22 protein-coding genes are annotated in these 21,658 nt (G+C 71.9%); 9 read left to right on the top strand and 13 right to left on the bottom strand.

What is annotated here, in order from left to right; genetic code table 11:
• Positions 1–391 precede the first annotated feature (391 nt).
• Together ACFY3N_RS13825 and ACFY3N_RS13820 are read right to left on the bottom strand one after the other, a co-directional pair.
• Positions 392–1,117, bottom strand: a complete 726-nt coding sequence (locus ACFY3N_RS13825) for a class I SAM-dependent methyltransferase (RefSeq protein WP_390816857.1) — start codon at positions 1,115–1,117, stop codon at positions 392–394.
• 103 nt (positions 1,118–1,220) lie between these two features.
• On the bottom strand, positions 1,221–1,832 hold the full coding sequence (locus tag ACFY3N_RS13820) for a DNA-3-methyladenine glycosylase (RefSeq protein ID WP_390816856.1): 612 nt from the start codon (positions 1,830–1,832) through the stop codon (positions 1,221–1,223).
• 273 nt (positions 1,833–2,105) lie between these two features.
• Here ACFY3N_RS13820 and ACFY3N_RS13815 point away from each other — a divergent pair, with 273 nt between their 5' ends.
• The 3 genes from ACFY3N_RS13815 (at position 2,106) to ACFY3N_RS13805 (ending at position 4,176) form a co-directional block, all read left to right on the top strand.
• Positions 2,106–2,888: a sporulation protein gene (locus ACFY3N_RS13815; protein WP_390816855.1), complete on the top strand. Its 783-nt coding sequence runs from the start codon at positions 2,106–2,108 to the stop codon at positions 2,886–2,888.
• A gap of 42 nt (positions 2,889–2,930) precedes the next feature.
• Positions 2,931–3,470 (top strand): YbhB/YbcL family Raf kinase inhibitor-like protein, encoded by a 540-nt coding sequence (locus ACFY3N_RS13810; protein WP_390816854.1) that lies wholly within the window; start codon positions 2,931–2,933, stop codon positions 3,468–3,470.
• 199 nt (positions 3,471–3,669) lie between these two features.
• Positions 3,670–4,176, top strand: a complete 507-nt coding sequence (locus ACFY3N_RS13805; protein ID WP_390816853.1) for an HNH endonuclease — start codon at positions 3,670–3,672, stop codon at positions 4,174–4,176.
• Positions 4,177–4,313: 137 nt separating this feature from the next.
• On the opposite strand, the gene ACFY3N_RS13800 is transcribed toward ACFY3N_RS13805, so the two are convergent.
• From ACFY3N_RS13800 to ACFY3N_RS13790, 3 genes are all read right to left on the bottom strand, one after another.
• Positions 4,314–5,261 (bottom strand): SPFH domain-containing protein, encoded by a 948-nt coding sequence (locus ACFY3N_RS13800; RefSeq protein ID WP_390816852.1) that lies wholly within the window; start codon positions 5,259–5,261, stop codon positions 4,314–4,316.
• 148 nt (positions 5,262–5,409) lie between these two features.
• A complete protein-coding gene (locus ACFY3N_RS13795; RefSeq protein WP_390816851.1) occupies positions 5,410–5,841 on the bottom strand; it encodes an NfeD family protein in 432 nt (143 codons plus the stop codon).
• A 93-nt stretch (positions 5,842–5,934) separates the two neighbouring features.
• Positions 5,935–6,732: an ABC transporter ATP-binding protein gene (locus ACFY3N_RS13790; protein ID WP_390816850.1), complete on the bottom strand. Its 798-nt coding sequence runs from the start codon at positions 6,730–6,732 to the stop codon at positions 5,935–5,937.
• A gap of 162 nt (positions 6,733–6,894) precedes the next feature.
• On the opposite strand from ACFY3N_RS13790, the gene ACFY3N_RS13785 reads away from it, so the two are divergent.
• A complete protein-coding gene (locus ACFY3N_RS13785; RefSeq protein WP_390816849.1) occupies positions 6,895–7,683 on the top strand; it encodes a hypothetical protein in 789 nt (262 codons plus the stop codon).
• A gap of 289 nt (positions 7,684–7,972) precedes the next feature.
• On the opposite strand, the gene ACFY3N_RS13780 is transcribed toward ACFY3N_RS13785, so the two are convergent.
• From ACFY3N_RS13780 to ACFY3N_RS13770, 3 genes are all read right to left on the bottom strand, one after another.
• Positions 7,973–8,218, bottom strand: a complete 246-nt coding sequence (locus tag ACFY3N_RS13780; protein ID WP_390816848.1) for a chaplin — start codon at positions 8,216–8,218, stop codon at positions 7,973–7,975.
• 158 nt (positions 8,219–8,376) lie between these two features.
• The gene (locus ACFY3N_RS13775; protein WP_390816847.1) at positions 8,377–9,018 is read right to left on the bottom strand and encodes a response regulator; all 642 of its coding nucleotides are present in this window, start codon (positions 9,016–9,018) and stop codon (positions 8,377–8,379) included.
• Entirely contained in the window at positions 9,011–10,156 is a 1,146-nt protein-coding gene (locus ACFY3N_RS13770) for a GAF domain-containing sensor histidine kinase (protein ID WP_390816846.1), read from the bottom strand. Before ACFY3N_RS13770 ends, ACFY3N_RS13775 begins: the two co-directional genes overlap by 8 nt.
• 251 nt (positions 10,157–10,407) lie before the next feature.
• Here ACFY3N_RS13770 and ACFY3N_RS13765 point away from each other — a divergent pair, with 251 nt between their 5' ends.
• The 3 genes from ACFY3N_RS13765 to ACFY3N_RS13755 all read left to right on the top strand — a co-directional run bounded on the left by ACFY3N_RS13765 (position 10,408) and on the right by ACFY3N_RS13755 (position 13,221).
• Positions 10,408–11,106 (top strand): SDR family NAD(P)-dependent oxidoreductase, encoded by a 699-nt coding sequence (locus tag ACFY3N_RS13765; protein ID WP_390816845.1) that lies wholly within the window; start codon positions 10,408–10,410, stop codon positions 11,104–11,106.
• A complete protein-coding gene (locus ACFY3N_RS13760) occupies positions 11,103–12,146 on the top strand; it encodes an S-adenosylmethionine:tRNA ribosyltransferase-isomerase (protein WP_390816844.1) in 1,044 nt (347 codons plus the stop codon). The genes ACFY3N_RS13765 and ACFY3N_RS13760 overlap by 4 nt, the downstream gene beginning before the upstream one ends.
• A 340-nt stretch (positions 12,147–12,486) precedes the next feature.
• Positions 12,487–13,221: a transglycosylase SLT domain-containing protein gene (locus ACFY3N_RS13755; protein ID WP_390816843.1), complete on the top strand. Its 735-nt coding sequence runs from the start codon at positions 12,487–12,489 to the stop codon at positions 13,219–13,221.
• A gap of 90 nt (positions 13,222–13,311) precedes the next feature.
• On the opposite strand, the gene ACFY3N_RS13750 is transcribed toward ACFY3N_RS13755, so the two are convergent.
• A complete protein-coding gene (locus tag ACFY3N_RS13750; protein ID WP_390816842.1) occupies positions 13,312–15,867 on the bottom strand; it encodes an FHA domain-containing protein in 2,556 nt (851 codons plus the stop codon).
• A 240-nt stretch (positions 15,868–16,107) separates the two neighbouring features.
• Here ACFY3N_RS13750 and ACFY3N_RS13745 point away from each other — a divergent pair, with 240 nt between their 5' ends.
• Together ACFY3N_RS13745 and serB are read left to right on the top strand one after the other, a co-directional pair.
• Positions 16,108–17,454, top strand: coding sequence for a streptophobe family protein (locus ACFY3N_RS13745; protein ID WP_390816841.1), 1,347 nt, complete (start codon positions 16,108–16,110; stop codon positions 17,452–17,454).
• A gap of 94 nt (positions 17,455–17,548) precedes the next feature.
• A complete protein-coding gene (gene serB, locus ACFY3N_RS13740) occupies positions 17,549–18,757 on the top strand; it encodes a phosphoserine phosphatase SerB (RefSeq protein WP_390816840.1) in 1,209 nt (402 codons plus the stop codon).
• A gap of 78 nt (positions 18,758–18,835) precedes the next feature.
• Here serB and ACFY3N_RS13735 read toward each other — a convergent pair whose 3' ends face one another.
• The 4 genes from ACFY3N_RS13735 to ACFY3N_RS13720 form a co-directional block, all read right to left on the bottom strand.
• Positions 18,836–19,354: a SixA phosphatase family protein gene (locus ACFY3N_RS13735; protein ID WP_390816839.1), complete on the bottom strand. Its 519-nt coding sequence runs from the start codon at positions 19,352–19,354 to the stop codon at positions 18,836–18,838.
• A gap of 64 nt (positions 19,355–19,418) precedes the next feature.
• Entirely contained in the window at positions 19,419–19,625 is a 207-nt protein-coding gene (locus ACFY3N_RS13730; protein WP_390816838.1) for a hypothetical protein, read from the bottom strand.
• 154 nt (positions 19,626–19,779) lie between these two features.
• Positions 19,780–19,896: an SGM_5486 family transporter-associated protein gene (locus tag ACFY3N_RS13725; protein WP_006132620.1), complete on the bottom strand. Its 117-nt coding sequence runs from the start codon at positions 19,894–19,896 to the stop codon at positions 19,780–19,782.
• A gap of 416 nt (positions 19,897–20,312) precedes the next feature.
• The gene (locus ACFY3N_RS13720; RefSeq protein WP_390816837.1) at positions 20,313–21,611 is read right to left on the bottom strand and encodes a CynX/NimT family MFS transporter; all 1,299 of its coding nucleotides are present in this window, start codon (positions 21,609–21,611) and stop codon (positions 20,313–20,315) included.
• Positions 21,612–21,658: the final 47 nt, after the last annotated feature.

Raw genomic sequence — 21,658 nt, 5'->3', positions numbered from 1 at the left:
CCCGATTTCCTCGGTGCTTTCCGGGTTCCCGCTTCCGCGTTTCCCTTTCCGGCGGTTCCGACTCTATCAGATCCTTTCGGGCCTGATTCCCAGTCGACGGGATTCGCCGTTGGCCTTCGGCTTTCGCCTGTCGGCCTTTCGACATTCACTACGTTAACCGATTCCCCCGCTCGATTCATAATCGGGCTCCGCGGTTCGGAATTCAGGCATGCGGACATGACGAATTCGGCCCCGCTGAGGGGTGATCGTAGGTAGTGGGTTGGCCGCTTCCGGCTGCAGGCGATCGCCGTACCCGGTTCAAGCGGCTCGGACTACCTTACGCACCTCCCAGGGGCGAGTCAACTTCGGCGGCGGCGCAGGCGGCCGCGCCGTCGACGCCGGGAGTCGACGATCAGGGACGTCGTGCCAGGAAGACGAACTCCTTTCCCGGACGGTCGGGCGCATCGCGAACGTCATCCACCACGTACCCGTGCGCGACCAGGTCCTGCTCGACTTCCTCCCGCTCGCGGAAACGCAGGGTCGAATCCGACGTCAGCACCTGTCCGTCCGCCGCGAACCCGTAGGTCCAGCGGAACGTCACCAGGGGCCGGCTCACCTCGATCAGCTGGACCCAGGTCTCGACGGAGCCGGCACCGGGGATCTCCGTCACGCGGTAGGAGTTCTCGCGGGTCCACTCCTCCCAGGCGCGTCGGGCCGGATCGCGTGTCTCGAAGACCAGATGTCCGCCGGGCCGCAGCGCCTCGAAGGCTCCCCGTAACGTCCTCCGCCACGTCCGCGGATCGGCGATGGCCTGGGCGACGTTCGCCGTCATCGTCGCAAGGTCGACCCGCAGCGGCGGGAGGTCCGTCGCGTCACCGCGGATCCAGCGCACTCGCTCACCGCCCGGTTTGGCCCGGGCGACCTCGATAGACGCCGACGCGGGATCGACACCGACGACCTCGATCCCGCGGTCGGCCAGGAGAAGTGCGAACACCCCTGTTCCGCAGCCGATGTCCAGCACTCGGCGTGCCCCGAACTCCTCCGCGATCCGAAGGTAGGCATCGAGATCGCTGCGGTCGGGGTCGAGCGGATCGTAGATCGCGGCGAGCCGTGGATGCGCGAAGCAGTCGTCAGTCATGCGGTCGAACGTAGGCAGGGCCGGGCCCGAGCGGGTACTGGGTTCTGCCGACGATTCCCCCGCGCCGACTCGCCGGTGGGCCGTGAGCGGGGTGCGCAGCGGCTCAGGCTCCGGTGGGCGGCTTGGCTCTCGGGCTCAGCCGGTACGCCGAGACCGTGGGATCACCGGCGAGGTAGAAGCGGTGCTGCCAGTCGTGGGCTTTGCTCACGCCGACCCGAGGACCGACCCTGATGAGGGCGGCGGGTACCGGCTCACCCTCGGACAGCACGACCGAGGTGCCTGCCAGGAGCTCTGTGCCGTTGTGCTCCGCCGTGATGCCGAGCGCCCGGCAGAAGTTCCCCGGACCCCGCGCAAGGCGTGCGCTCTCGACCTTCTCCCCTCGCCGCTTGCGTGCCAGGTCCTCCCCTTCGACGACCCTGCCCGCCCGGATGAGGACGGCCGAAGCGGTGCCGTCCGTCCCGGTGACGACGTTGGCGCACCAGTGGAGACCGTGGGACCGGTACACGTACAGGCGCCCCGCCGGTCCGAACATGACGGCGTTGCGGGGTGTCTCGCCTCGGTAGGCGTGGGAAGCGGGGTCGGCCGCACCGGAGTACGCCTCGGTCTCCGTGATGCTGATGCTCACGGTTCCCTCGGGGGTCTCGTGGGTGAGGACGGCACCGAGCAGCTTGGGGGCGACCTCTTCAGCGGTGTGCGCGAGCTTCTCGATGTTCACGCCGCCCGCCTGGACATGCCGCGGGGGCCGGGGCGGTCGAAGGACTCTCCGGGCAGGGGCGTACGGTCGGGGGTCGCGATCATGCCGTCCGAGGGTACTGGAGACGGACGGTGCCACGAGGTGGTCGGCGGGCTCCGCGGTTGTCGGGGTGGGGGGACGCGGAACCGGCCACGGCCGGATCGCGTTGATAGGGATCAAGGGTCCATACGTACGACTCGACGCAGGACGACGGATCAGGTGTGGCCCACGGGGGTCGCCTGGAGAGGGAGAGACATGGCGTTCAAGAAGCTGCTGGCGAGTCTGGGTGCCGGCGGGGCCTCGGTCGAGACGGTGCTGCACGAGGTCAACGTGGTTCCGGGCGGTGTCGTCCAGGGCGAGGTGCGGATCCAGGGCGGGTCCGTCAACCAGCAGATCGAGGGGCTGTCGGTCGGGCTGCAGGCCAAGGTCGAGGTGGAGAGCGGCGACCAGGAGTACAAGCAGGACATCGAGTTCACGAAGTCGTCGCTGGGCGGTGCCTTCGAGCTCCAGGCGGGCGCGGTGCACACGGTGCCGTTCGGGCTGGAGATCCCGTGGGAGACGCCGATCACGATGATCGACGGGCAGGCGCTGCGGGGCATGAACATCGGGGTGTCCACCGAGCTGGCGATCGCCCGGGCCGTGGACTCCAGTGACCTGGACCCGGTCAACGTGCACCCGCTGCCGGCGCAGAAGGCGATCCTGGACGCGTTCGTCCAGCTGGGCTTCCGGTTCAAGAACGCGGACATGGAACGGGGCCACATCCGCGGAACCCGGCAGAAGCTGCCGTTCTACCAGGAGATCGAGTTCCTCCCGCCGCAGCAGTACCGGGGACTGCACCAGGTCGAGCTGAGCTTCGTGGCCGATGAGCAGGCCATGGACGTCGTGCTGGAGATGGACAAGAAGCCGGGTCTGTTCAGCGAGGGCAGCGACACCTTCCGTTCCTTCAAGGTGGGGCTGAACGACTACCAGGGCACCGATTGGGCGGCGTACCTCAACCAGTGGCTGTCGGAGGTCGGCAGCAGGCGCAACTGGTTCTAGGCTCGGCCTGCGACTGAACGCAATCGATCAGGAGGTACCGAGGTGACCGAGCTCAAGCGGCGGCCGCTCCCCCACGACTTCCATCCGCCCGTGCCGTCGTTCACGGTGTCGAGCGAGGACGTGCAGGAGGGGGCGACGCTCAAGGAGACTCAGGTCCACGCGGCCGGCAACACCTCGCCACACCTGCGGTGGGAGGGGTTCCCGCCGGAGACCAGGAGCTTCGCCGTGACCTGCTACGACCCCGACGCCCCGACGGGCAGCGGGTTCTGGCACTGGGTGCTGTTCGACATCCCGGCCACGGTGACCGAACTGCCGGCCGGTGCGGGGAGCGGCACGTTCGAGGGGTTGCCCGAGGGCGCGGTCCACGCGCGCAACGACTACGGCAGCAAGGACTTCGGCGGTGCGGCGCCGCCGCCCGGGGACGGGCCGCACCGGTATGTGTTCACGGTGTACGCCGTGGACCAGGAGAAGCTCGGTCCGGACGCGGACGCGTCTCCCGCCGCGGTGGGCTTCAACCTGCGGTTCCACACGCTGGCGCGTGCCCAGCTGATCGGTGAGTACGAGGTGCCCGCGGGATCCTGAGCGGTCTCGGGGATTCACGGAACGTTTGCCCGCCCCTGGTCTTGGAATTGATCAGGGGCGGGCATTTTTGTTGCCGGGGGTCGCGGGGGTCACCTCCCGCAGGAGCAGCAGATATTGCGTTGTCCATCCCGGCGTGCCCGGCCAGAGTTGATCCCAGCCCGCCGAGGGGTGGGCCGGTGCACACGGGAGGTGGGCTGGTATGCGGGACACGCTGGTACTGAACGCGAGCTTCGAGCCGTTGTCGACGGTGACGCTGAACCGAGCCGTCGTTCTGGTGCTTCAGGACAAGGCCGTCGTCGAGCAGGCCCACCCCGAACTGCGGATGCGCGGAGCCGCGGTCGACATACCGGCGCCCCGGGTGATCAGGCTCTGCCAGTACGTGAGGGTGCCGTTCCGAAGACAAGCGCCGTGGTCGAGGCGGGGTGTCCTGGTGCGGGACCGGCACCGGTGCGCGTACTGCGGGCGGCGGGCGACGACCGTGGACCACGTGGTGCCGCGGTCGCACGGTGGGCAGGACACGTGGCTGAACACGGTGGCGTCCTGCGCGGAGGACAATCACCGGAAGGCGAACCGGACGCCCGAGCAGGCGGGGATGCCGCTGTTGCGGCGGCCCTTCGAGCCGACGCCGGCCGATGCGATGCTACTGGCGCTGGGCTCCGAGGAGTTCGAGGCGTTGCCCGAGTGGCTGACGCTGGACGCGGCGTGAGGGCTTCGCCGTAGGGACGTGGGCCGCTGCCCGGTCGCGGGTGCGTCGTGGCGTGTCGCGCCCACGCGGCGGAGCCGCACATCGCCAGGGCCCCGCGCCCCTGAGGGGGTGCGGGGAACCCGTGTTCCAAGAGGCTCTCAGTCGATCGAGGGCTTTTCGCGGCGTTCCTGGGAGGGGACGTTGGCGGTTCCCGAGGTGCCGTTGCCGCCCATCGCGCCGAAGTTGCCCATCGCGCCGGAGAGGCCCTTGAGGGCGTCGCCGATTTCGCTGGGGACGATCCAGAGCTTGTTGGCGTCGCCCTCGGCGATCTTGGGGAGCATCTGGAGGTACTGGTAGGAGAGGAGCTTCTGGTCGGGGTCGCCGGCGTGGATGGCCTCGAAGACCGTACGGACGGCCTGGGCCTCGCCCTCGGCGCGCAGGGCCGCTGCCTTGGCCTCACCTTCGGCGCGCAGGATCTGGGACTGCTTCTCGCCCTCGGCGCGCAGGATCTCGGACTGCCGGACGCCTTCGGCCTGGAGGATCGCGGCGCGCTTGTCGCGGTCGGCGCGCATCTGCTTCTCCATCGAGTCCTGGATGGAGGTGGGCGGTTCGATGGCCTTGAGTTCGACGCGGTTGACGCGGATGCCCCACTTGCCGGTGGCCTCGTCGAGGACGCCGCGCAGGGCCGCGTTGATCTCCTCGCGGGAGGTGAGGGTCCGCTCCAGGTCCATGCCGCCGATGATGTTGCGCAGGGTGGTGACGGTGAGCTGTTCGATGGCCTGGATGTAGCTGGCCACCTCATAGGTGGCGGCCCGGGCGTCGGTCACCTGGTAGTAGATGACGGTGTCGATGTTGACGACCAGGTTGTCCTGGGTGATCACCGGCTGCGGCGGGAACGGGACGACCTGTTCGCGCAGGTCGATGCGGTTGCGGATGGTGTCGATGAACGGGACGACGATGTTGAGGCCCGCGTTGAGCGTCCGCGTGTAGCGGCCGAAGCGCTCGACGATCGCGGCGCTGGCCTGTGGGATGACTTGGATCGTCTTGATCAGGGCGATGAAGACCAACACCACCAGGATGATCAGGACGATGATGATCGGTTGCATCGTCGGTTCCCCGAACCCTTCTTCGCCTCGGCGCCTACGGCAGGCACGGTGCCTGCGGAAGATCTTGCGGTTGAAGATCTTTCTGGTCGAGTCTGACAGACCATCGGTGTAACTGGGGGGTTGTTCGCCCCAGTTGCGTCGTGCGCGGTCACATGATGATGGCGGTGGCTCCCTCGATGTCCACGACGTCCACTTCCTGGCCTACGTCATAGGTGTGGCCGGCGTCGAGTGCGCGTGCCGACCAGACCTCGCCTGCCAGCTTGATCCGGCCGCCGGAGCCGTCGACGCGCTCCAGCACGACGGCCTGTTTCCCTTTGAGGGCGTCCACGCCGGTGGCGAATGGGGGCCGCTGGGCCCGGTGTCTGTTCGCGATGGGCCGTACGACTGCGATGAGGGCGGTCGAGACGACGGCGAAGACCGCGACCTGGGCGACGGCGCCGCCGCCGAAGATGCCGGAGACCACTGCCGCGGCGACGGCACCCACCGCGAGCATGCCGAGTTCGGGCATCGCGGTGATCACGAGCCCGATGCCGAGTGCCGCCGCGCCGATCAGCCACCACAGCCATGCGTCGATGTCCACGTGGTCATGGTAGGACCGTGCACCCGGTCGCCGACAGGGCGCCGATCAGTTTGAACGCGCCTTTCGGCTCCGGGTCTTGGGCTGCGGGAGGGGTCAGGACATCGGGAGGCCCTGGGCGGTGAAGCGGTCGCCGACCTGTTCGACGACGAGCGGCAGGCCGAAGCAGAGGGAGAGGTTGCGGGAGGTGAGTTCGAGCTCCAGCGGGCCGGCTGCCAGGACCCTGCCCTGACGGATCATCAGGACGTGGGTGAAGCCCGGGGCGATCTCCTCGACGTGGTGCGTGACCATGATCATGGAGGGGGCGATCGGGTCGCGGGCGAGCCGGCCGAGACGGCGTACGAGGTCCTCGCGGCCGCCGAGGTCGAGTCCGGCGGCGGGCTCGTCGAGGAGCAGCAGTTCGGGGTCGGTCATCAGGGCGCGGGCGATGAGGGTGCGCTTGCGCTCGCCCTCGGAGAGCGTGCCGAACCTGCGGTCCAGGTACTCGGACATGCCGAGGCGGTCGAGGAAGGCGCGGGCGCGCTGCTCGTCGATGTCCTCGTACTGCTCCTGCCAGCCGGCGGTCATGCCGTAGGCGGCGGTGAGCACGGTCTGCAGGACGGTCTGGCGCCTGGGGAGCTTGTCGGCCATGGCGATGCCGGCCATGCCGATGCGGGGGCGCAGTTCGAAGACGTCGGTGCCGGGGGTTCCGAGGGTCTCGCCGAGGATGCCGACGGTGCCCTTGCTGGGGTACAGGTAGCTGGACGCGATGTTGAGGAGGGTGGTCTTGCCGGCGCCGTTGGGGCCGAGGATGACCCAGCGCTCGCCCTCCTTGACCGACCAGGAGACCTGGTCCACCAGAGCCCGGCCCTCACGGACCACGGATACGTCCTGAAGCTCCAGAACATCGCTCATGAGCGCGTTGTCTCCCCTTGCAGTGTGGCCGGTCTCGGCTGTCGCGTACGCCTGTGGGTCGGTCCGCCGCACCCGTGGGCGCAGCCCATCATGAAATCTACGCCACCGGTCGACCCGGACATTCCTCCGGTCCGGTTCTTGGGCTCTGTCTAGGGTGTACGCATGCTCTCGGAACCTCGCTCTGGACGCCTCGCCGCTTGGGGAAACGCCCTTCTCGCCGGACTTGTCTCACCGGACGACGCCGTGCTCGCGATCGTCGGGGAGGACGCGGTGCACCGGGTGGAGGGGTTGCCGGGTGAGCCGGCGCCCGTGGGGCTCACGCTGGCGCTGGGGCGGCTGCGGGCGCTCGGGGTGACCGGGCTGCGGGTGGCGCTGCCGGCGCCGGGGCATCCGCTGGGGCTGAGCGGGCCGCCGGAGTTCAACGCGCGGGCGCTGGAGGCCGAGGAGGCGGTGGTCTGTTCCGGGGCCGCGCTGGGGCTGGTGCCGGAGACGTACGAGGCCGGGCCCTCGGGTGACGTGCACGTGGAGGTGGTCTGGCACTGTCTGCCGGTGCGGGAGGCTCCGCCCGCGGATGTGCCGTCGCTCGGGGAGGCGGAGCGGGAACTGGCGGAGGCGCTGCGGGAGGCCACCGAGGTGCTGACACGGCTGGATGTGGCCGGGTCGGGGCCGGTGGCGGAGGCGGCGATCGACGCGTACCGGGCGCGGGCCTCGGGCTCGCGGGGGCGGGATGTGCTGGCGCCGGGGTATCCGCCTCGGGCGGCGCGGGTGTTGGAGCTGGCCCAGCGGGTGGGGGTGCTGGTGTCGCTGGCGGGGGCCGGGGGGCACGGGGGTGCGGTGAGCGCGTCGGAGATGTCGGGGCGGGCTGCCGCGTTGCGGCCCGTGGAGCGGACGGCTCGGCGGGCGCAGGTGGCGGCGTACAACTCCGTTGTGGAGGAGCGGGGGGTGGGGTGAGGTCTGTTCGCTCGGTGCCGGGGTGGGTGTTGAGCGGGGGTGGCCTGTGTGATCCGGCGTTGGTGCCGACCGGGGGTGGATGGCGCAGCCCGGCGCCGACGGGGTGCCTCCCCCAGAGGGGGTACCCCCAGCGCCCACCCTCCCCCACTCTCGGCTTCGCTCGAGCGGGGGGACCCCCATCGCCCCAGCGGCACGACTGCCCGCGGTGGGCGAGGCACCACTGCGCGGCAGTGCTGAGCCCCGGGCGCCTGGGTGGGGGCCGGGCGGCCGGGGCTTGGCGGTGGGGGCGTCAGTGGTTGACGGCGGTGTTGCCGAAGGCCGGGTTCAGGACGCCGATGACGTTGACGCTGTTGCCGGACACGTTGACCGGGACGTCGACCGGGACCTGGACGACGTTGCCGGAGACGACGCCCGGGGAGCCCGCGGCCGTGCCGTCGGCGTGGCTGCCGTCGGTGGCGGAGGCCATTCCCGTACCGGCCGCGAGCAGACCGCCGGCCACCATCGTCACGGCCGCTGCCCTCTTCAGGTTCTTCACTTTCCGAGCCCTCCTCGCGATGACCGCGGCAGGCGCCGCGGTACGCACTGGAGAACGGCGGACACCGACCAGGGATACGGCCATCCGGGGGACATTCCCCCTACGGTATGAATCTCGCATCGGACGGGAACCTTCCGTGGGGCCCGCGGCGTCGCGGGTCAGCCGCTCAGGCCATGGCGTACGGCCCACAGGGCGGCCTGGGTGCGGTCCGCGAGGTCGAGTTTCATCAGGATGTTCGAGACGTGGGTCTTCACGGTCTTCTCGGAGAGCACCAGGGCGCGGGCGATCTCCCGGTTGGCGCGGCCGTCCGCTATGAGCCCGAGGACTTCGCGCTCCCGTTCGGTGAGGGAGCCGGCGCGTCCCTGCCCCGATCCGGTCTCCTCCTGGGAGAGCAGCGCGCCGGCCACCTCCGCCTGGAGCAGGACGTGCCCGGCGTGCACGGAGCGGATGGCTCCGGCGAGCGCGTCGGGGTCGACGTCCTTGTACACGTAACCGGCGGCGCCCGCGCGGAGGGCGGGGACGACCGTGCGCTGCTCGGTGAAGCTGGTGACGATCAGCACGCGCGCGGGGTGGTCCAGTTCGCGGAGCCGGCGCAGGGCGTCCACGCCGTCCATGCCCGGCATCTTGACGTCCATGAGGATGACGTCGGGCCCCAGCTCCCCCGCCCGGGCGACGCCCTCGGCACCGTCCGCGGCCTCGCCGACCACCTCGATGTCGTCCTGCACCTCGAGGAAGGTGCGCAGACCCCGGCGTACCACCTGGTGATCGTCGACCAGCAGCACCTTGATTGCGTCAGCCACCGGGGACCTCCATCTCGATCGTGGTGCCCTTGCCGGGCGCCGATTCCACGGTCAGCCGGCCGCCGACCCCGCTCGCCCGGTCCCGCATGGAGACCAGGCCCAGATGGCGGCCCGCGCGGCGGACGGCCTGCGGGTCGAAGCCGCCGCCGTCGTCACTGACCCGCAGGACCGCCCCGCCGCCGCGGCGGTCCAGGGTGACGTCGACGTGGTCACCGCCGGAGTGCCGCAGCGCGTTGTGCAGCGCCTCCTGGGCGACGCGCAGCACCGCCTCCTCCTGGGCGGCCGGGAGGGCGCGCACGCCGTGCCCGGTGAAGGTCACGCGCGCGGTGTGGGCACGGTCGAGGACCTGGATCTGCGTGCGCAGCGTGGCGACGAGGCCGTCCTCGTCGAGGGCCGCGGGGCGCAGCTCGACGACCGCCGCGCGCAGTTCGTCGGCGGCCTCGGCGGCCAGGGCGGCGACCTGCTGGAGTTCGCCCTTGGCGCGGGAGGGGTCGCGGTCCACGAGGCGGGCGGCGGCCTGGGCGGTGAGCCGGAGGGAGAAGAGTTTCTGGCTGACGGCGTCGTGGAGCTCGTGGGCGAGACGGGAGCGTTCCTCGGCGATGGTCAGTTCACGGCTGCGTTCGTAGAGCCGGGCGTTGGTCAGGGCGATCGCCGCGTGCTGGGCGAGGATGCCGAGCAGTTCCTCGTCGTCCTCGGTGAAGCCGCAGGTGCCCTCGGGTTTGGGGCACTTCTTGTTGGCGAGGAACAGGGCGCCGATGACCTCGTCGCCGTCACGGATGGGCAGGCCCAGGAAGTCGGCCAGGTCGGGGTGGGCACTGGGCCAGCCCTCGAAGCGGGGGTCCCGGCGCACGTCGGCGAGGCGCTGCGGGGCGGCCTCGTCGAGCATCGCGGCGAGGATGCCGTGCCGGCGCGGGAGGGGGCCGATGGCCTTCCACTCCTCGTCGCTGACGCCGTCGACCACGAACTGGGCGAAGCCGCCGTGGTCGTCGGGCACGCCGAGGGCGGCGTACTGCGCGTCGAGGAGTTCGCGGGCCGAGGCGACGATCGTCTTGAGGACGTCGCGCACCTCGAGGTGCCTGCTCATGGCCAGCAACGCGGAGCTCACCGCGGCGAGGCCGGACCGGGGGCCGTGGCTCATGTCCTCACCGTACCGGCGGGCCGTGACAGCGGGATCGGACGTGTGTCGGCCGTCGGCCGGGCCGGTGGTCCTAGGTCGGAGGTCCCCCGGTTCCCGTCGGTGGCCCAGGTCCCCGGGCCCGGTGACCGCGGCGTAGGACGAAGGGCCCCGGGGCGCTGCGTCCCGGGCCCGAGGCGGTGGCGGTGGGCCGGTCCCTAGGTTGAGGGCACGCCGATCGAGCGGCGTCGACGACGACGAGGGGACGGGTCAGCATGCCGGTTGCGATCATCACGGGGGCTTCGAAGGGGCTCGGGGAGGCGCTCGCCCGGGCGCTGGCGGCGCGCGGCTGGGACCTGGTGCTCGACGCGCGGGGGCCGGTGCCCCTGGCGGAGGCGGCCGGGCTGGTGGCGGCGCACGGCACGCGTGTGACGGCGCTGCCCGGGGACGTCGCGGACGCCGCGCACCGCGCGGAGCTGGTGGCGGCGGCGTGGCGGCTGGGCGGGGTCGATCTGGTGGTGCACAACGCGAGCGCGCTGGGCGCCGAGCCGCTCGTCAGGCTGGAGGAGCTGCCGCTGGAGGGGCTGCGGCGGGCGCTGGAGGTGAACCTGGTGGCGGCACTGGGCCTGGTGCAGGAGGCCCTGCCGCTGCTGCGGTCCGCGGCGGCCGGGGCGGTGCTGGTGGTCAGCTCGGACGCCGCGGCGGAGGCGTATCCGACGTGGGGCGGGTACGGGGCGTCCAAGGCGGCCCTGGACCAGCTGGCGGCGGTGCTGGCGGTGGAGGAGCCGGGGCTGCGGGTGTGGGCGGTCGATCCCGGCGACATGGCGACGGACCTGTACGCGGCGGCCGTACCGGACGACGACGGTCCGCGGCCGGAGCCGGCCGGTGTGGTGCCCGCCTTCCTGCGGCTGCTGGACGAGCGGCCGGCGAGCGGCCGCTACGGCGCCGCGGAGCTGCTGGAGGAGCGGCGATGACCGTGGTCGTCAAGGTTCCGGAGGAGTTGTCCGCGCGGGTGCCGGTGGAGCAGCGGGGCCCGGGGCTGGAACGGGACTCGGTGCGGCTGCTGGTGTCACGGGGCACGGCGGTGTCGCATCACGCCTTCGTGGAGCTGCCGCGGCTGCTGCGGGCCGGGGACCTGCTGGTGGTGAACACCTCGCCGACGCTGGCGGCGGCCGTCGGGGGGTGGATCGGGCCCGCGCGCGTGGTGGTGCACTTCTCCACGCGCGGTGACGACGGCCGCTGGGCGGTCGAGCTGCGGGATCCCGATGGACGCGGCACCACGCGTGCGCGCGCGGGTGCGCCCGCGGGTACAGAGGTGCGGCTGGCCGGTGGTGCGCGGCTGGTGCTGGAGGAGCCGCTGAGCGCGCGGGGCGAGCGGCTGTGGTGGGCGCGGGTGTCGCGGGACGTGTTCGGGGTGCTGCGGGAGCACGGGCGGGCCATCCGGTACGCGTACACGGAGCGGGACCAGCCGTTGTCGGCGTACCAGACGGTGTTCGCGCTGCCGTCGCCGGACGGGGCGGGGAGTGCGGAGATGCCGAGTGCGGGGCGCCCGTTCACCACGCGGATGGTGGCCGAGCTGGTGAGCCGGGGGGTGCAGTTCGCCCCGGTCACACTGCACACCGGGGTGGCGTCGGGTGAGGCGCACGAGCCGCCGTATCCGGAGCGGTTCGTGGTGCCGGAGGCGTCGGCGCGGCTGATCGGGGCGGTGCGGGCGGGGGGCGGCCGGGTGATCGCGGTGGGGACGACGGCCGTACGGGCGGTGGAGTCGGCGGCCGGTGCGGACGGTGCGGTGCGGGCCCGCGCGGGGTGGACCGATCTGGTGGTGACCCCTGAGCGGGGGGTGCGGGTGGTGGACGGGCTGCTGACCGGGCTGCACGAGCCGGAGGCCTCGCATCTGCTGATGCTGGAGGCGGTCGCGGGGCGGGCGGCGATCGACCGGGGGTACGAGGAGGCGCTGCGCGGGCGCTATCTGTGGCACGAGTTCGGTGATGTGCACCTGGTTCTCCCGGAGTGACCGAACCCCCTCACGCAGGGCATTGCTCCAGCAACTTTCGGTGAGGCCGGGAGGTGGTGGATGTGAGGCCGGACATAGGGCGCACATCACGTACGAAGAGGATTAGGAGAGACATACCGTCCACGTGAGCGGGACATATGACCCTCTCTGCCCCGATTCACCCCTCCCTGATCCACTACCCGGCTTCGTACGTCACACCTTTGCCCCGCCATTTTGCGGCCGCTAAGAATGGCTGCGTCGCTCAGCGCCGCGGGTCTCTCCCCGCGGCGTTTGTGCCGAAAGCACCTGTCCCCACCGGACGTTGAGCGACCTCCGCGCTATTCGAAGAGGTCCGTCACGCATGTCCAAGAACATCTTCACCCGTGGCCACAGTCGTGCCCTGACCCGTCACCACAAGATCGCCGCCGCCGGTGTCGCGGCCCTCGGCGCCGCCGCCATCGGTTTCTCGGCCATCCCGAGCAACGCGTCGACGACCACCACGACCGAGACTGCCGCCCCGACGGCGAAGGTGGCGTACAGCACCGAGCAGATCGCGGACGTCCACGCCGGCATCACCGACCAGCTGGCCGGCGCCAGCCTCAAGGCCGAGCAGATCGCGGCGAGGAAGCAGGCCGCCGCGGAGGCCGCCGCCGAGAAGAAGGCGGCCGCTGCCGCCGCGAAGGCCGAGGCGGAGAGGGCCCGCCAGGCCGAGGAGGCCGCCGGCCGCGCCGCCGAGCGCGCCGAGGTGAAGAAGGCCGCCCCGCAGAAGACCTACAGCGACACCCTGGACGGCTGGATCCGCGAGTCCCTGGACATCATGCGGAAGCACGGCATCCCGGGTTCCTACGAGGGCATCCACCGCAACATCATGCGGGAGTCCTCGGGCAACCCGAAGGCGATCAACCTCTGGGACATCAACGCCCAGAACGGCATCCCGTCCAAGGGCCTGCTGCAGGTGATCCCGCCGACGTTCGAGGCCTACCACGTCCCGGGCACCCCGAAGGACATCTACGACCCGGTCGCCAACATCACCGCCGCCTGCAACTACGCGGCCGACAAGTACGGCACCATGGACAACGTCGACAGCGCGTACTGAGGTCGGCGCGGACCTCTTCTCGCGGACACGGACGCCGAAGGGCGGCACCCTCCTGACGGGGTGCCGCCCTTCGGGGCCGTACGGCGCGGACTACTTGCGCATGACCTCGGGCTCGTGGCGGCGCAGGAAGCGGGCCACGAAGAAGCCGCAGATCACGCCGAGCACGATCAGCGCGCCCATGTCCAGCGCCCAGGCCCCGACCGTGTGCTCCCACAGCGGGTCGGTGTCACCGGCCGTCTCCGGCGGGCTGATCCTGTTGAAGTCCAGCGTGGCGCCCGCCGCGGCGACCGCCCAGCGCGAGGGCATCAGGAACGAGAACTGGTTGACGCCGATCGAGCCGTGCAGGGCGAACAGGCAGCCGGTGAAGACGACCTGGATGATCGCGAACATCACCAGCAGCGGCATGGTCTTCTCCGCGGTCTTCACCAGCGAGGAGATGATCAGACCGAACATCATGGAGGTGAAGCCGAGCGCCATGATCGGCACGGAGAGCTCCAGCAGCGTGAAGCCGCCGAAGACCAGACCCTCCTCCGGGATCTCCCGGCTGGAGAAGCCGATCACGCCGACCAGCAGGCCCTGCAGCACGGTGATCATGCCGAGCACGAACACCTTGGACATCAGGTACGCCGAGCGGGACAGGCCGGTGGCGCGCTCCCGCTCGTAGATGACCCGTTCCTTGATCAGCTCACGCACGGAGTTCGCCGCGCCCGCGAAGCAGGCGCCCACCGCGAGTATCAGCAGGACCGTGGTCGCCGTGCCGTTCGGGATGATCCGGCCGGTCTGCGGGTTCGGCGGGTTGGGCAGCAGGCCCCGGTCCGCGTCGATGAGCAGGCTGACCGCGCCGAGGACGGCCGGCAGGATCACCATCAGGGCGAGGAAGCCCTTGTCGGAGACGATCACCGAGACGTAGCGCCGCACCAGTGTGACGAACTGTGACATCCAGCCCTGCGGCTTCGGCGGTTTCATCGCCTGCATCGCCGGGACCTGTACGGACTGCGGCGCGACCGCGTCGATGTCCGCGGCGTACATCTGGTAGTGCTGCGAACCCTTCCAGCGGCCCGCCCAGTCGTAGTCGCGGTAGTTCTCGAAGGCGGAGAAGACGTCGGCCCAGGTGTCGTAGCCGAAGAAGTTCAGCGCCTCCTCGGGCGGGCCGAAGTAGGCGACGGAACCGCCGGGCGCCATCACCAGGAGCTTGTCGCAGATCGCCAGCTCGGCCACCGAGTGCGTGACGACGAGCACCGTGCGGCCGTCGTCGGCGAGGCCGCGCAGCAGCTGCATGACGTCGCGGTCCATGCCCGGGTCGAGGCCGGAGGTCGGCTCGTCCAGGAAGATCAGGGACGGCTTGGTGAGCAGCTCCAGGGCGACGGAGACGCGCTTGCGCTGGCCGCCGGACAGGGACGTGACCTTCTTGTCCTTGTGGATGTCCAGCTTGAGCTCGCGCAGCACCTCGTCGATGCGGGACTGGCGCTCGGCGGCCGTGGTGTCGGCGGGGAAGCGGAGCTTGGCCGCGTACTTGAGGGCCTTCTTGACGGTCAGCTCCTTGTGCAGGATGTCGTCCTGCGGGACCAGACCGATGCGCTGGCGCAGCTCGGCGAACTGCTTGTAGAGGTTCCGGTTGTCGTAGAGGACCTCGCCCTGGTTGGCGGGGCGGTAACCGGTGAGGGCCTTGAGGAGCGTGGACTTGCCGGAGCCGGACGGGCCGATGACCGCGATCAGCGACTTCTCGGGGACGCCGAAGGAGACGTCCTTGAGGATCTGCTTGCCGCCGTCGACGGTGACCGTCAGGTGGCGGGCGGAGAAGGAGACCTCACCGGTGTCGACGAACTCCTCGAGCCGGTCGCCGACGATCCGGAACGTCGAGTGACCGACGCCCACGATGTCGGCGGGGCCGAGCAGTTGGGTGCCGCCCTTGGGGATCGGCTGACCGTTGACGTACGTGCCGTTGTGCGAGCCGAGGTCGCGGATCTCCATGCGGCCGTCGGGCGTCGCGTGGAACTCGGCGTGGTTGCGGGAGACCTGGAGGTCGGAGACGACCAGGTCGTTCTCCAGGGCACGGCCGATGCGCATCACGCGGCCGAGGGAGAACTGGTGGAACGTGGTGGGGCTGCGGTCGCCGTGGACCGGCGGCGCCCCCGCGCCGCCGCCGGGACCCTGCTGCTGCGGAATGTGCGGTGCGGGCTGCCGCGCTGCCGGCTGCTGCCGGCCGGGCGGCTGCTGCGACGCCTGCTGGGACCAGCCGGCGTTCGCGCCCTGGGCCGCGTACGGCTGCTGCGGCTGGGCCTGCGGTGCGGCGGCCGGGGCCGCGGCACCGGCTCCCGCGCCCACTGCTCCCGCGCCCGCGCCCGCGCCCGCGCCCGCGCCGGACAGCGTCACGCGCGGGCCGTCGGTCGCGTTGCCCAGGTTCAGCGCCGTGTCGGAGCCGAGCTCCAGGTGGTGGATCCGCCGTCCCTGCACGAACGTGCCGTTGGTGCTGCCGTGGTCCTCGATGACCCAACCGCGCCCGTTGAAACTGATCGTGGCGTGGCGCCAGGAGACCCTGGCGTCGTCCAGCACGACGTCCCCCTGCGGATCACGTCCGAGGGTGTAGGCCCTGGACGGATCGAGCGTCCAGGTACGTCCGTTTGATTCCAGTACGAGTTCCGGCACTCCATGCCCCACTGAGTTGTCCCCCGAATTTCCCCCGTCGCAGGGAGTCTAGGGATGTCGAACATCGGGGGAACTATTTCAGGCCCGGCCCTCTGACCGAAAGTCGGGCCTTGTCACGAGCGCGCACCAAGGTGTTCACCGGTTTTCGTCGGCGGGGTCGAAATCGTCCCGGAGAGTGGTAAACCACGTGAGGGGGACATGCGCGGCCATCACGCCGCGTCGCGGATCGGGGGGTCTGCCATGAGCACTGCCACGGACGTCCGCACCGCGGAGCGGGGCGGACGCGTGCCCTGGGCCGACGTGGTGATGTCCGCGGTCGCCGCGGTGAGCTGGGCGCTGATCGGGATGGCGGGGACGGCGGCGCTCGGGCTGCGGCTGCTGGACGCGGACGCGGCCGGTTCCCTGGGCCCGATGACCGCCGCGGTGGTGGCTCTGGGGGCGGGCGGTTCGGCCACACCGTCCGGTGACGGGTCCGCCTTCGGCCTGTCGGGCGCGGAGGCCGGCACGGCCGTGGAGGTCACGCCGCTGGGGGTGGGCCTGGTGGGTGCGCTGCTGCTGTCGTACTTCTTCCTGCGGTCCTTGCGGGCGGCGGGAGTTGTGGTCTCCGGCACCGAACTCCTGGCGCGTGCGGGCGCGGTGGTCGGGCTGTTCGTGGCGATGACGGGCGGGCCGGCCCGGGCGGGAGACGACGTCGTCACCGTCGACGGGGGGCTCGTGGGGACTGGACGGCCTGCCGGGGACGGGCGGTGGCGGGGTCGAGATCCCGGGGCTGGGCGATGTCGGGGGCTGCTGCCGGACCGGGTGGGCGATCTCGTCGACGCGGAGGCGGCGGTGGGGTTCACCGTCGACACGGTGCCGACGCTGTTCGGTGGCCTCGGCTGGGCGGCCGGTGTCCTGCTCGTCGCGCTGCCGGCGTCCCGCCGCACTCCCCTGCCGCGCGGCTGGGACGCCGTGCACCGTGCCGTACGGCCGGCGGTGTCCGCCCTCGTCACGGTGGGGCTGGTGGCGGTGGCGGCGAACGCCTCGCTGTCCGTGCTGGGCTTCGACGTGTTCGGTGCCGGCATCGAGCTGCGTGGCCGGCTCGGCGCGGCGTTCCTGCTGGGCGCGGTGTGGGGCGCGGGCGCGGGCGCCGCGGGGGCGCTGCTGGCATGGGCGAGCGGGGCGGCGGGGGTGCGGGCGGCGCCGCCGGCACGGGGTGACACGAGGGCGGCCGGGGAGTGGCGGCCCGCGCCGACGGCCGAGGACCCGGGCGGAGCACCGGCTCCCGGGCCGTACGGACCCGGGGTCCCTCACCGGCCCCCGAATCCGGACACCAACCCGTATCTGCGGGTGGGACGGGGGGCAGGGGCGCCCCGGGAGCCACGGGAGCCGGAGGACGCGGCGCCGGGCGGTGCGCCGGGCGCCGGTGACCCGCACGCGTCCGGAGTCCGCGACGTCCACGGGGCGCCCACGGTGGCCGGGCCGGTGAAGCCGCCCCGGCCGGGGCCCGGACCGCGGGGCCGGGACCGGTCGTCGCTGTGGCCGGACGAACCCACGCCACCGCCTCCGTCACCGCCTCCGTCGCCGCGGAAGCCGGACGGCTCGTAAACTCCGGTACGCCCTGGTGACAGCCAGTGTTCGCTGTCCGGCTGGCGGACCTCGGAGGCGCGGGGCACTGGGTGCCGGATACGGTGGGAACACCATGAGCGCATCGCAGACCCCCGACGTTCCCACCCTCCTTGTCAAGATCTTCGGCAAGGACAGGCCGGGCATCACGGCCGGCCTCTTCGACACCCTCGCCGCCTACTCGGTCGACGTGGTCGACATCGAGCAGGTCGTCACCCGTGGCCGCATCGTGCTCTGCGCGCTCGTGACCGAGCCGCCCAAGGGGCTGGAAGGGGACCTGCGGGCGACCGTCCACAGCTGGGCGGAGTCGATGAAGATGCAGGCGGAGATCATCTCCGGCATGGGCGACAACCGTCCGCGCGGGCTCGGCCGCTCCCTGGTCACCGTGCTGGGCCACCCCCTCACGTCGGAGGCGACGGCGGCGATAGCGGCGCGGATCACCCGGGCCGGCGGCAACATCGACCGTATCTTCCGGCTCGCCAAGTACCCGGTGACCGCCGTGGAATTCGCGGTGTCCGGCGTGGAGACGGAGCCGCTGCGCACCGCGCTGGTGACCGACGCGGCGAGGCTCGGGGTCGACGTGGCCGTGGTCGGGGCGGGGCTGTACCGGCGGGCGCAGCGCCTGGTCGTCATGGACGTGGACTCCACGCTCATCCAGGACGAGGTGATCGAGCTCTTCGCCGCGCACGCCGGCTGTGAGGACGAGGTCGCCGAGGTGACGGCGGCCGCGATGCGCGGGGAGCTGGACTTCGAGCAGTCGCTGCACGCGCGCGTGGCGCTGCTGGAGGGGCTGGACGCCTCCGTGGTGGACAAGGTGCGCAGCGAGGTGCGGCTGACGCCGGGCGCCCGCACCCTGATCCGTACGCTGAAGCGCCTCGGCTATCAAGTGGGTGTGGTCTCGGGCGGGTTCACCCAGGTCACGGATGATCTGAAGGAGCGGCTGGGGCTGGACTTCGCCCAGGCCAACACCCTGGAGATCGTCGACGGGAAGCTGACGGGCAGGGTCACCGGTGAGATCGTGGACCGGGCGGGCAAGGCCCGGCTGCTGCGCCGGTTCGCCGCCGAGGCGGGCGTGCCGCTGTCGCAGACGGTGGCGATCGGTGACGGCGCGAACGATCTCGACATGCTGAACGCGGCGGGGCTCGGTGTCGCCTTCAACGCCAAGCCGGTGGTGCGCGAGGCGGCGCACACGGCGGTGAACTTCCCCTTCCTGGACACGGTCCTGTATCTGCTCGGCGTCACCCGCGAAGAGGTCGAGGCGGCGGACACGCTCGACGTGGGCTGAGCCGCCCGGACCGGGGCACGGAGACGGGCGGGCCCGGCACCGGCGGACGCCGGTACCGGGCCCCTGCCGTGCCGGGTGTCACTCGGCGGGCGCCCAGTAGTCGGCCAGGGTGCCGACGCCGGGTTCGAGGGACTTCCAGGACCCGGTGAAGGACAGGACGGCGAAGGCGGCGGCCGGGTAGCCGCGCCGGCTCATGCGCTCGCGGGCGTCGCCCTCGGCCGCGCCGGCCAGGATGTCGGCGAGTCCCTGGACGCCCGGGTTGTGGCCGACCAGGAGAACGTTCTGCGCGTCGTCGGGGGTTTCGTTGAGCAGGGCGATCAGCTCGCCGGGCGAGGCATCGTAGATCCGCTCCTCGTAGACGGTTTTCGGCCGCTGCGGGAACTCGTGGACCGCGAGCTTCCAGGTCTCGCGGGTCCGGACCGCGGTGGAGCACAGGGCCAGGTCGAAGGCGATACCGGTGTCGGCGAGCTTGCGTCCGGCGACGGCGGCGTCCATGCGGCCCCGCTCGGCGAGCGGGCGCTCGTGGTCGGAGACCGGGGGCCAGTCGGCTTTCGCATGCCGGAAAAGGACAATCCTGCGGGGTTCTGCGACGCTCATGTGACCCAGCTTCGCATGAAACAGGCCATGGGGCGCAGGGAGTTGACCGGCGCTTCCGGGGTGTTCAGCGGGCTATGAGCTGCTGTGCGCGCTCGACGAGGTGGGTGAGCGCGGGCTCACCGGCGGCCGCGTGGGCGTCGGAGGGGTTGAGGACCAGGGTGAGCAGGGCGACGAAGGCGAGGGTGGGCAGGGCCAGGGCCCACCAGGGCAGCCGGGTGTCGACGCCGCCCCGGGGGGCCGGGTGGGGCCGGGTGTGCGTGCGCGCCGACATGGGGCCTCCGCTCTTCGCATGGTCCGTGGTCCGCCGTTCGCGGCCACATCTCGAAGGTACGGATTCCCGGGGTCCCAACCCATCCGGTGATCCACCCACTTGACCCTGAGCCTGGCCCCCTAGGGGATGGGGGTGCCAGCACCACCCCGGGCCGTCACGGCGCGAGGACGGTCGCGATCACGCCGATGACGATGAAGATGGCGAAGAACGCGCCGAAGACGAGCAGCATCTTCTTCTGGCCGTTCTGCGGATTCGGGTCGAGGACTGGCATACGGCAAGTCTCGCACCCCGCTCGCCTGCGGCGGGCTTCGGGGGGCCGCGTGGCGCGGGTGGCCTGCCCGGGCAGGCGGGGAAACTCCACGGCCGCCTCGGTGGCCCGGGCGAGGGGAGCTGACCGGCGGGACGTCGGCGGTGCACCGACCGGGCGGTGCCGGTGCGGGGATGCCGGTGCGGGGCGGGGGTGTGCCGGTGCGGGGGTGTGCCGGTGCGGGGGTGTGCCGGTGCGGGGCGGGGGGTGTCGCGCAGCCCGGCGCCGACAGGGTGCCGTCGCGCCCACCCGTGCCGCCCCAGCGGCACGACTGCCCGCGGCAGGCGGCAGGCGGCAGGCAGCTGGCGGCAGGCGGCAGGCGGCAGGCGGCGGTGCGTGCAGGTGGGCGGTGCGTGCAGGTGGGTGGTCGGCCGGGACCGCTAGGGGGTCGTCGCCTCGTCCTCCACCGTGCGGTCGCGGCCCGCCAGGACGCCCACGATCATCTGCGGGATCATCAGACCGGCCATCAGCGCGATCGGCAGTCCCCAGCCGCCGCTGTGCTGGTAGAGCACGCCCACCAGGAGCGGCCCGGGGATGGAGATCAGATAGCCGGTGCTCTGCGCGAAGGCCGACAGCTGGGTGACGCCCGCGCCGGTCCTGGCGCGCAGCCCGACCATGGTGAGCGCCAGCGGGAAGGCGCAGTTCGCGATGCCCAGCAGCACCGCCCAGAGCCAGGCGCCGGCGGCCGGAGCGAGGTACAGGCCCGCGTATCCGACGAGGCCGCTGACGCCCAGCGCGAGCACGATCGGGCCCTGGTGGGGCAGCCGGGTGGCGAGGCGCGGGATGACGAAGGCCAGCGGTACGCCCATCACCATGGTGACCGCGAGGAGCAGCCCGGCGGTGCCGGCGGGGACGCCCGCGTCCCGGAAGATCTGCGCCATCCAGCCCATGGTGATGTAGGCGGCGGTGGCCTGGAGCCCGAAGAAGACGGCCAGCGCCCAGGCGGTACGGCTGCGGGTGACGCGCAGCGCGGGCCCCCCGGCGGAAGCGGCCCGTGCGCCGCCCCGTACCCCGTCCGGCTCCCCTTCCCGTCGCCGCACGAACGGCAGCCACGGCAGTACGGCGGCTGCCGCCAGGGCCGCCCACACGGCGAGGCCCGCGTGCCAGTCCCCGCCCAGCGCGCCGGTCAGCGGCACGGTCACGGCCGCCGCCGTGGCGGTGCCCAGGGCGAGGGCCATCGAGTACAGACCGGTCATGGAGCCGACCCGGTCGGGGAACCAGCGCTTGACGATGACCGGCATCAGGACGTTGCCGACGGCGATGCCCATCAGCGCCAGCGCGCTGGCGGCCAGGAACGCCGCCGTGCCGCCCGCGTACGGGCGTATCAGCAGACCGGCGCCGATGGCGGCCATGCCGGCGCAGACGACCGCGCCCGCACCGAACCGGCGGGCCAGCCGCGGCGCGGTGACGCCGAAGACGGCGAAGCACAGCGGGGGCACGGAGGTGAGCAGTCCGGCCACGCTCCCGCTCATGCCGAGCCCGTCGCGGACCTCCTCCAGCAGCGCGCCCAGGCTGGTGATGGCGGGGCGGAGGTTGAGTGCGGCCAGCACGATGCCGAGGACGAGCAGCCGCGTCCGCCACGCGCGTGCGGCGCCGGCCCGGGGGACGGTCCGGGCCTCGGACGCGGCCGGTGTGCGCACGGTCGTGGACGTGAGGGTCCGGGTTTCCTCGCCAGTCATGAAGCCCATCATAGAATCATGGGACGATTGGTTGTCCATGCCGAGGC

The organism is Streptomyces sp. NPDC000348 (assembly GCF_042898795.1).
Lineage (GTDB): Bacteria > Actinomycetota > Actinomycetes > Streptomycetales > Streptomycetaceae > Streptomyces.
This window is presented reverse-complemented; position numbering and strand designations above follow the sequence as displayed.

Bases quoted from the DNA above. Each gene is read 5' to 3' on its own strand.
- ACFY3N_RS13825 (WP_390816857.1), bottom strand. From the start codon at position 1,117: ATGACTGACGACTGCTTCGCGCATCCACGGCTCGCCGCGATCTACGAT.
- ACFY3N_RS13815 (WP_390816855.1), top strand. From the start codon at position 2,106: ATGGCGTTCAAGAAGCTGCTGGCGAGTCTGGGTGCCGGCGGGGCCTCG.
- ACFY3N_RS13805 (WP_390816853.1), top strand. From the start codon at position 3,670: ATGCGGGACACGCTGGTACTGAACGCGAGCTTCGAGCCGTTGTCGACG.
- ACFY3N_RS13800 (WP_390816852.1), bottom strand. From the start codon at position 5,261: ATGCAACCGATCATCATCGTCCTGATCATCCTGGTGGTGTTGGTCTTC.
- ACFY3N_RS13790 (WP_390816850.1), bottom strand. From the start codon at position 6,732: ATGAGCGATGTTCTGGAGCTTCAGGACGTATCCGTGGTCCGTGAGGGC.
- ACFY3N_RS13785 (WP_390816849.1), top strand. From the start codon at position 6,895: ATGCTCTCGGAACCTCGCTCTGGACGCCTCGCCGCTTGGGGAAACGCC.
- ACFY3N_RS13770 (WP_390816846.1), bottom strand. From the start codon at position 10,156: ATGAGCCACGGCCCCCGGTCCGGCCTCGCCGCGGTGAGCTCCGCGTTG.
- ACFY3N_RS13765 (WP_390816845.1), top strand. From the start codon at position 10,408: ATGCCGGTTGCGATCATCACGGGGGCTTCGAAGGGGCTCGGGGAGGCG.
- ACFY3N_RS13760 (WP_390816844.1), top strand. From the start codon at position 11,103: ATGACCGTGGTCGTCAAGGTTCCGGAGGAGTTGTCCGCGCGGGTGCCG.
- ACFY3N_RS13755 (WP_390816843.1), top strand. From the start codon at position 12,487: ATGTCCAAGAACATCTTCACCCGTGGCCACAGTCGTGCCCTGACCCGT.
- ACFY3N_RS13745 (WP_390816841.1), top strand. From the start codon at position 16,108: ATGAGCACTGCCACGGACGTCCGCACCGCGGAGCGGGGCGGACGCGTG.
- serB (WP_390816840.1), top strand. From the start codon at position 17,549: ATGAGCGCATCGCAGACCCCCGACGTTCCCACCCTCCTTGTCAAGATC.
- ACFY3N_RS13735 (WP_390816839.1), bottom strand. From the start codon at position 19,354: ATGAGCGTCGCAGAACCCCGCAGGATTGTCCTTTTCCGGCATGCGAAA.
- ACFY3N_RS13730 (WP_390816838.1), bottom strand. From the start codon at position 19,625: ATGTCGGCGCGCACGCACACCCGGCCCCACCCGGCCCCCCGGGGCGGC.
- ACFY3N_RS13725 (WP_006132620.1), bottom strand. From the start codon at position 19,896: ATGCCAGTCCTCGACCCGAATCCGCAGAACGGCCAGAAGAAGATGCTG.
- ACFY3N_RS13720 (WP_390816837.1), bottom strand. From the start codon at position 21,611: ATGACTGGCGAGGAAACCCGGACCCTCACGTCCACGACCGTGCGCACA.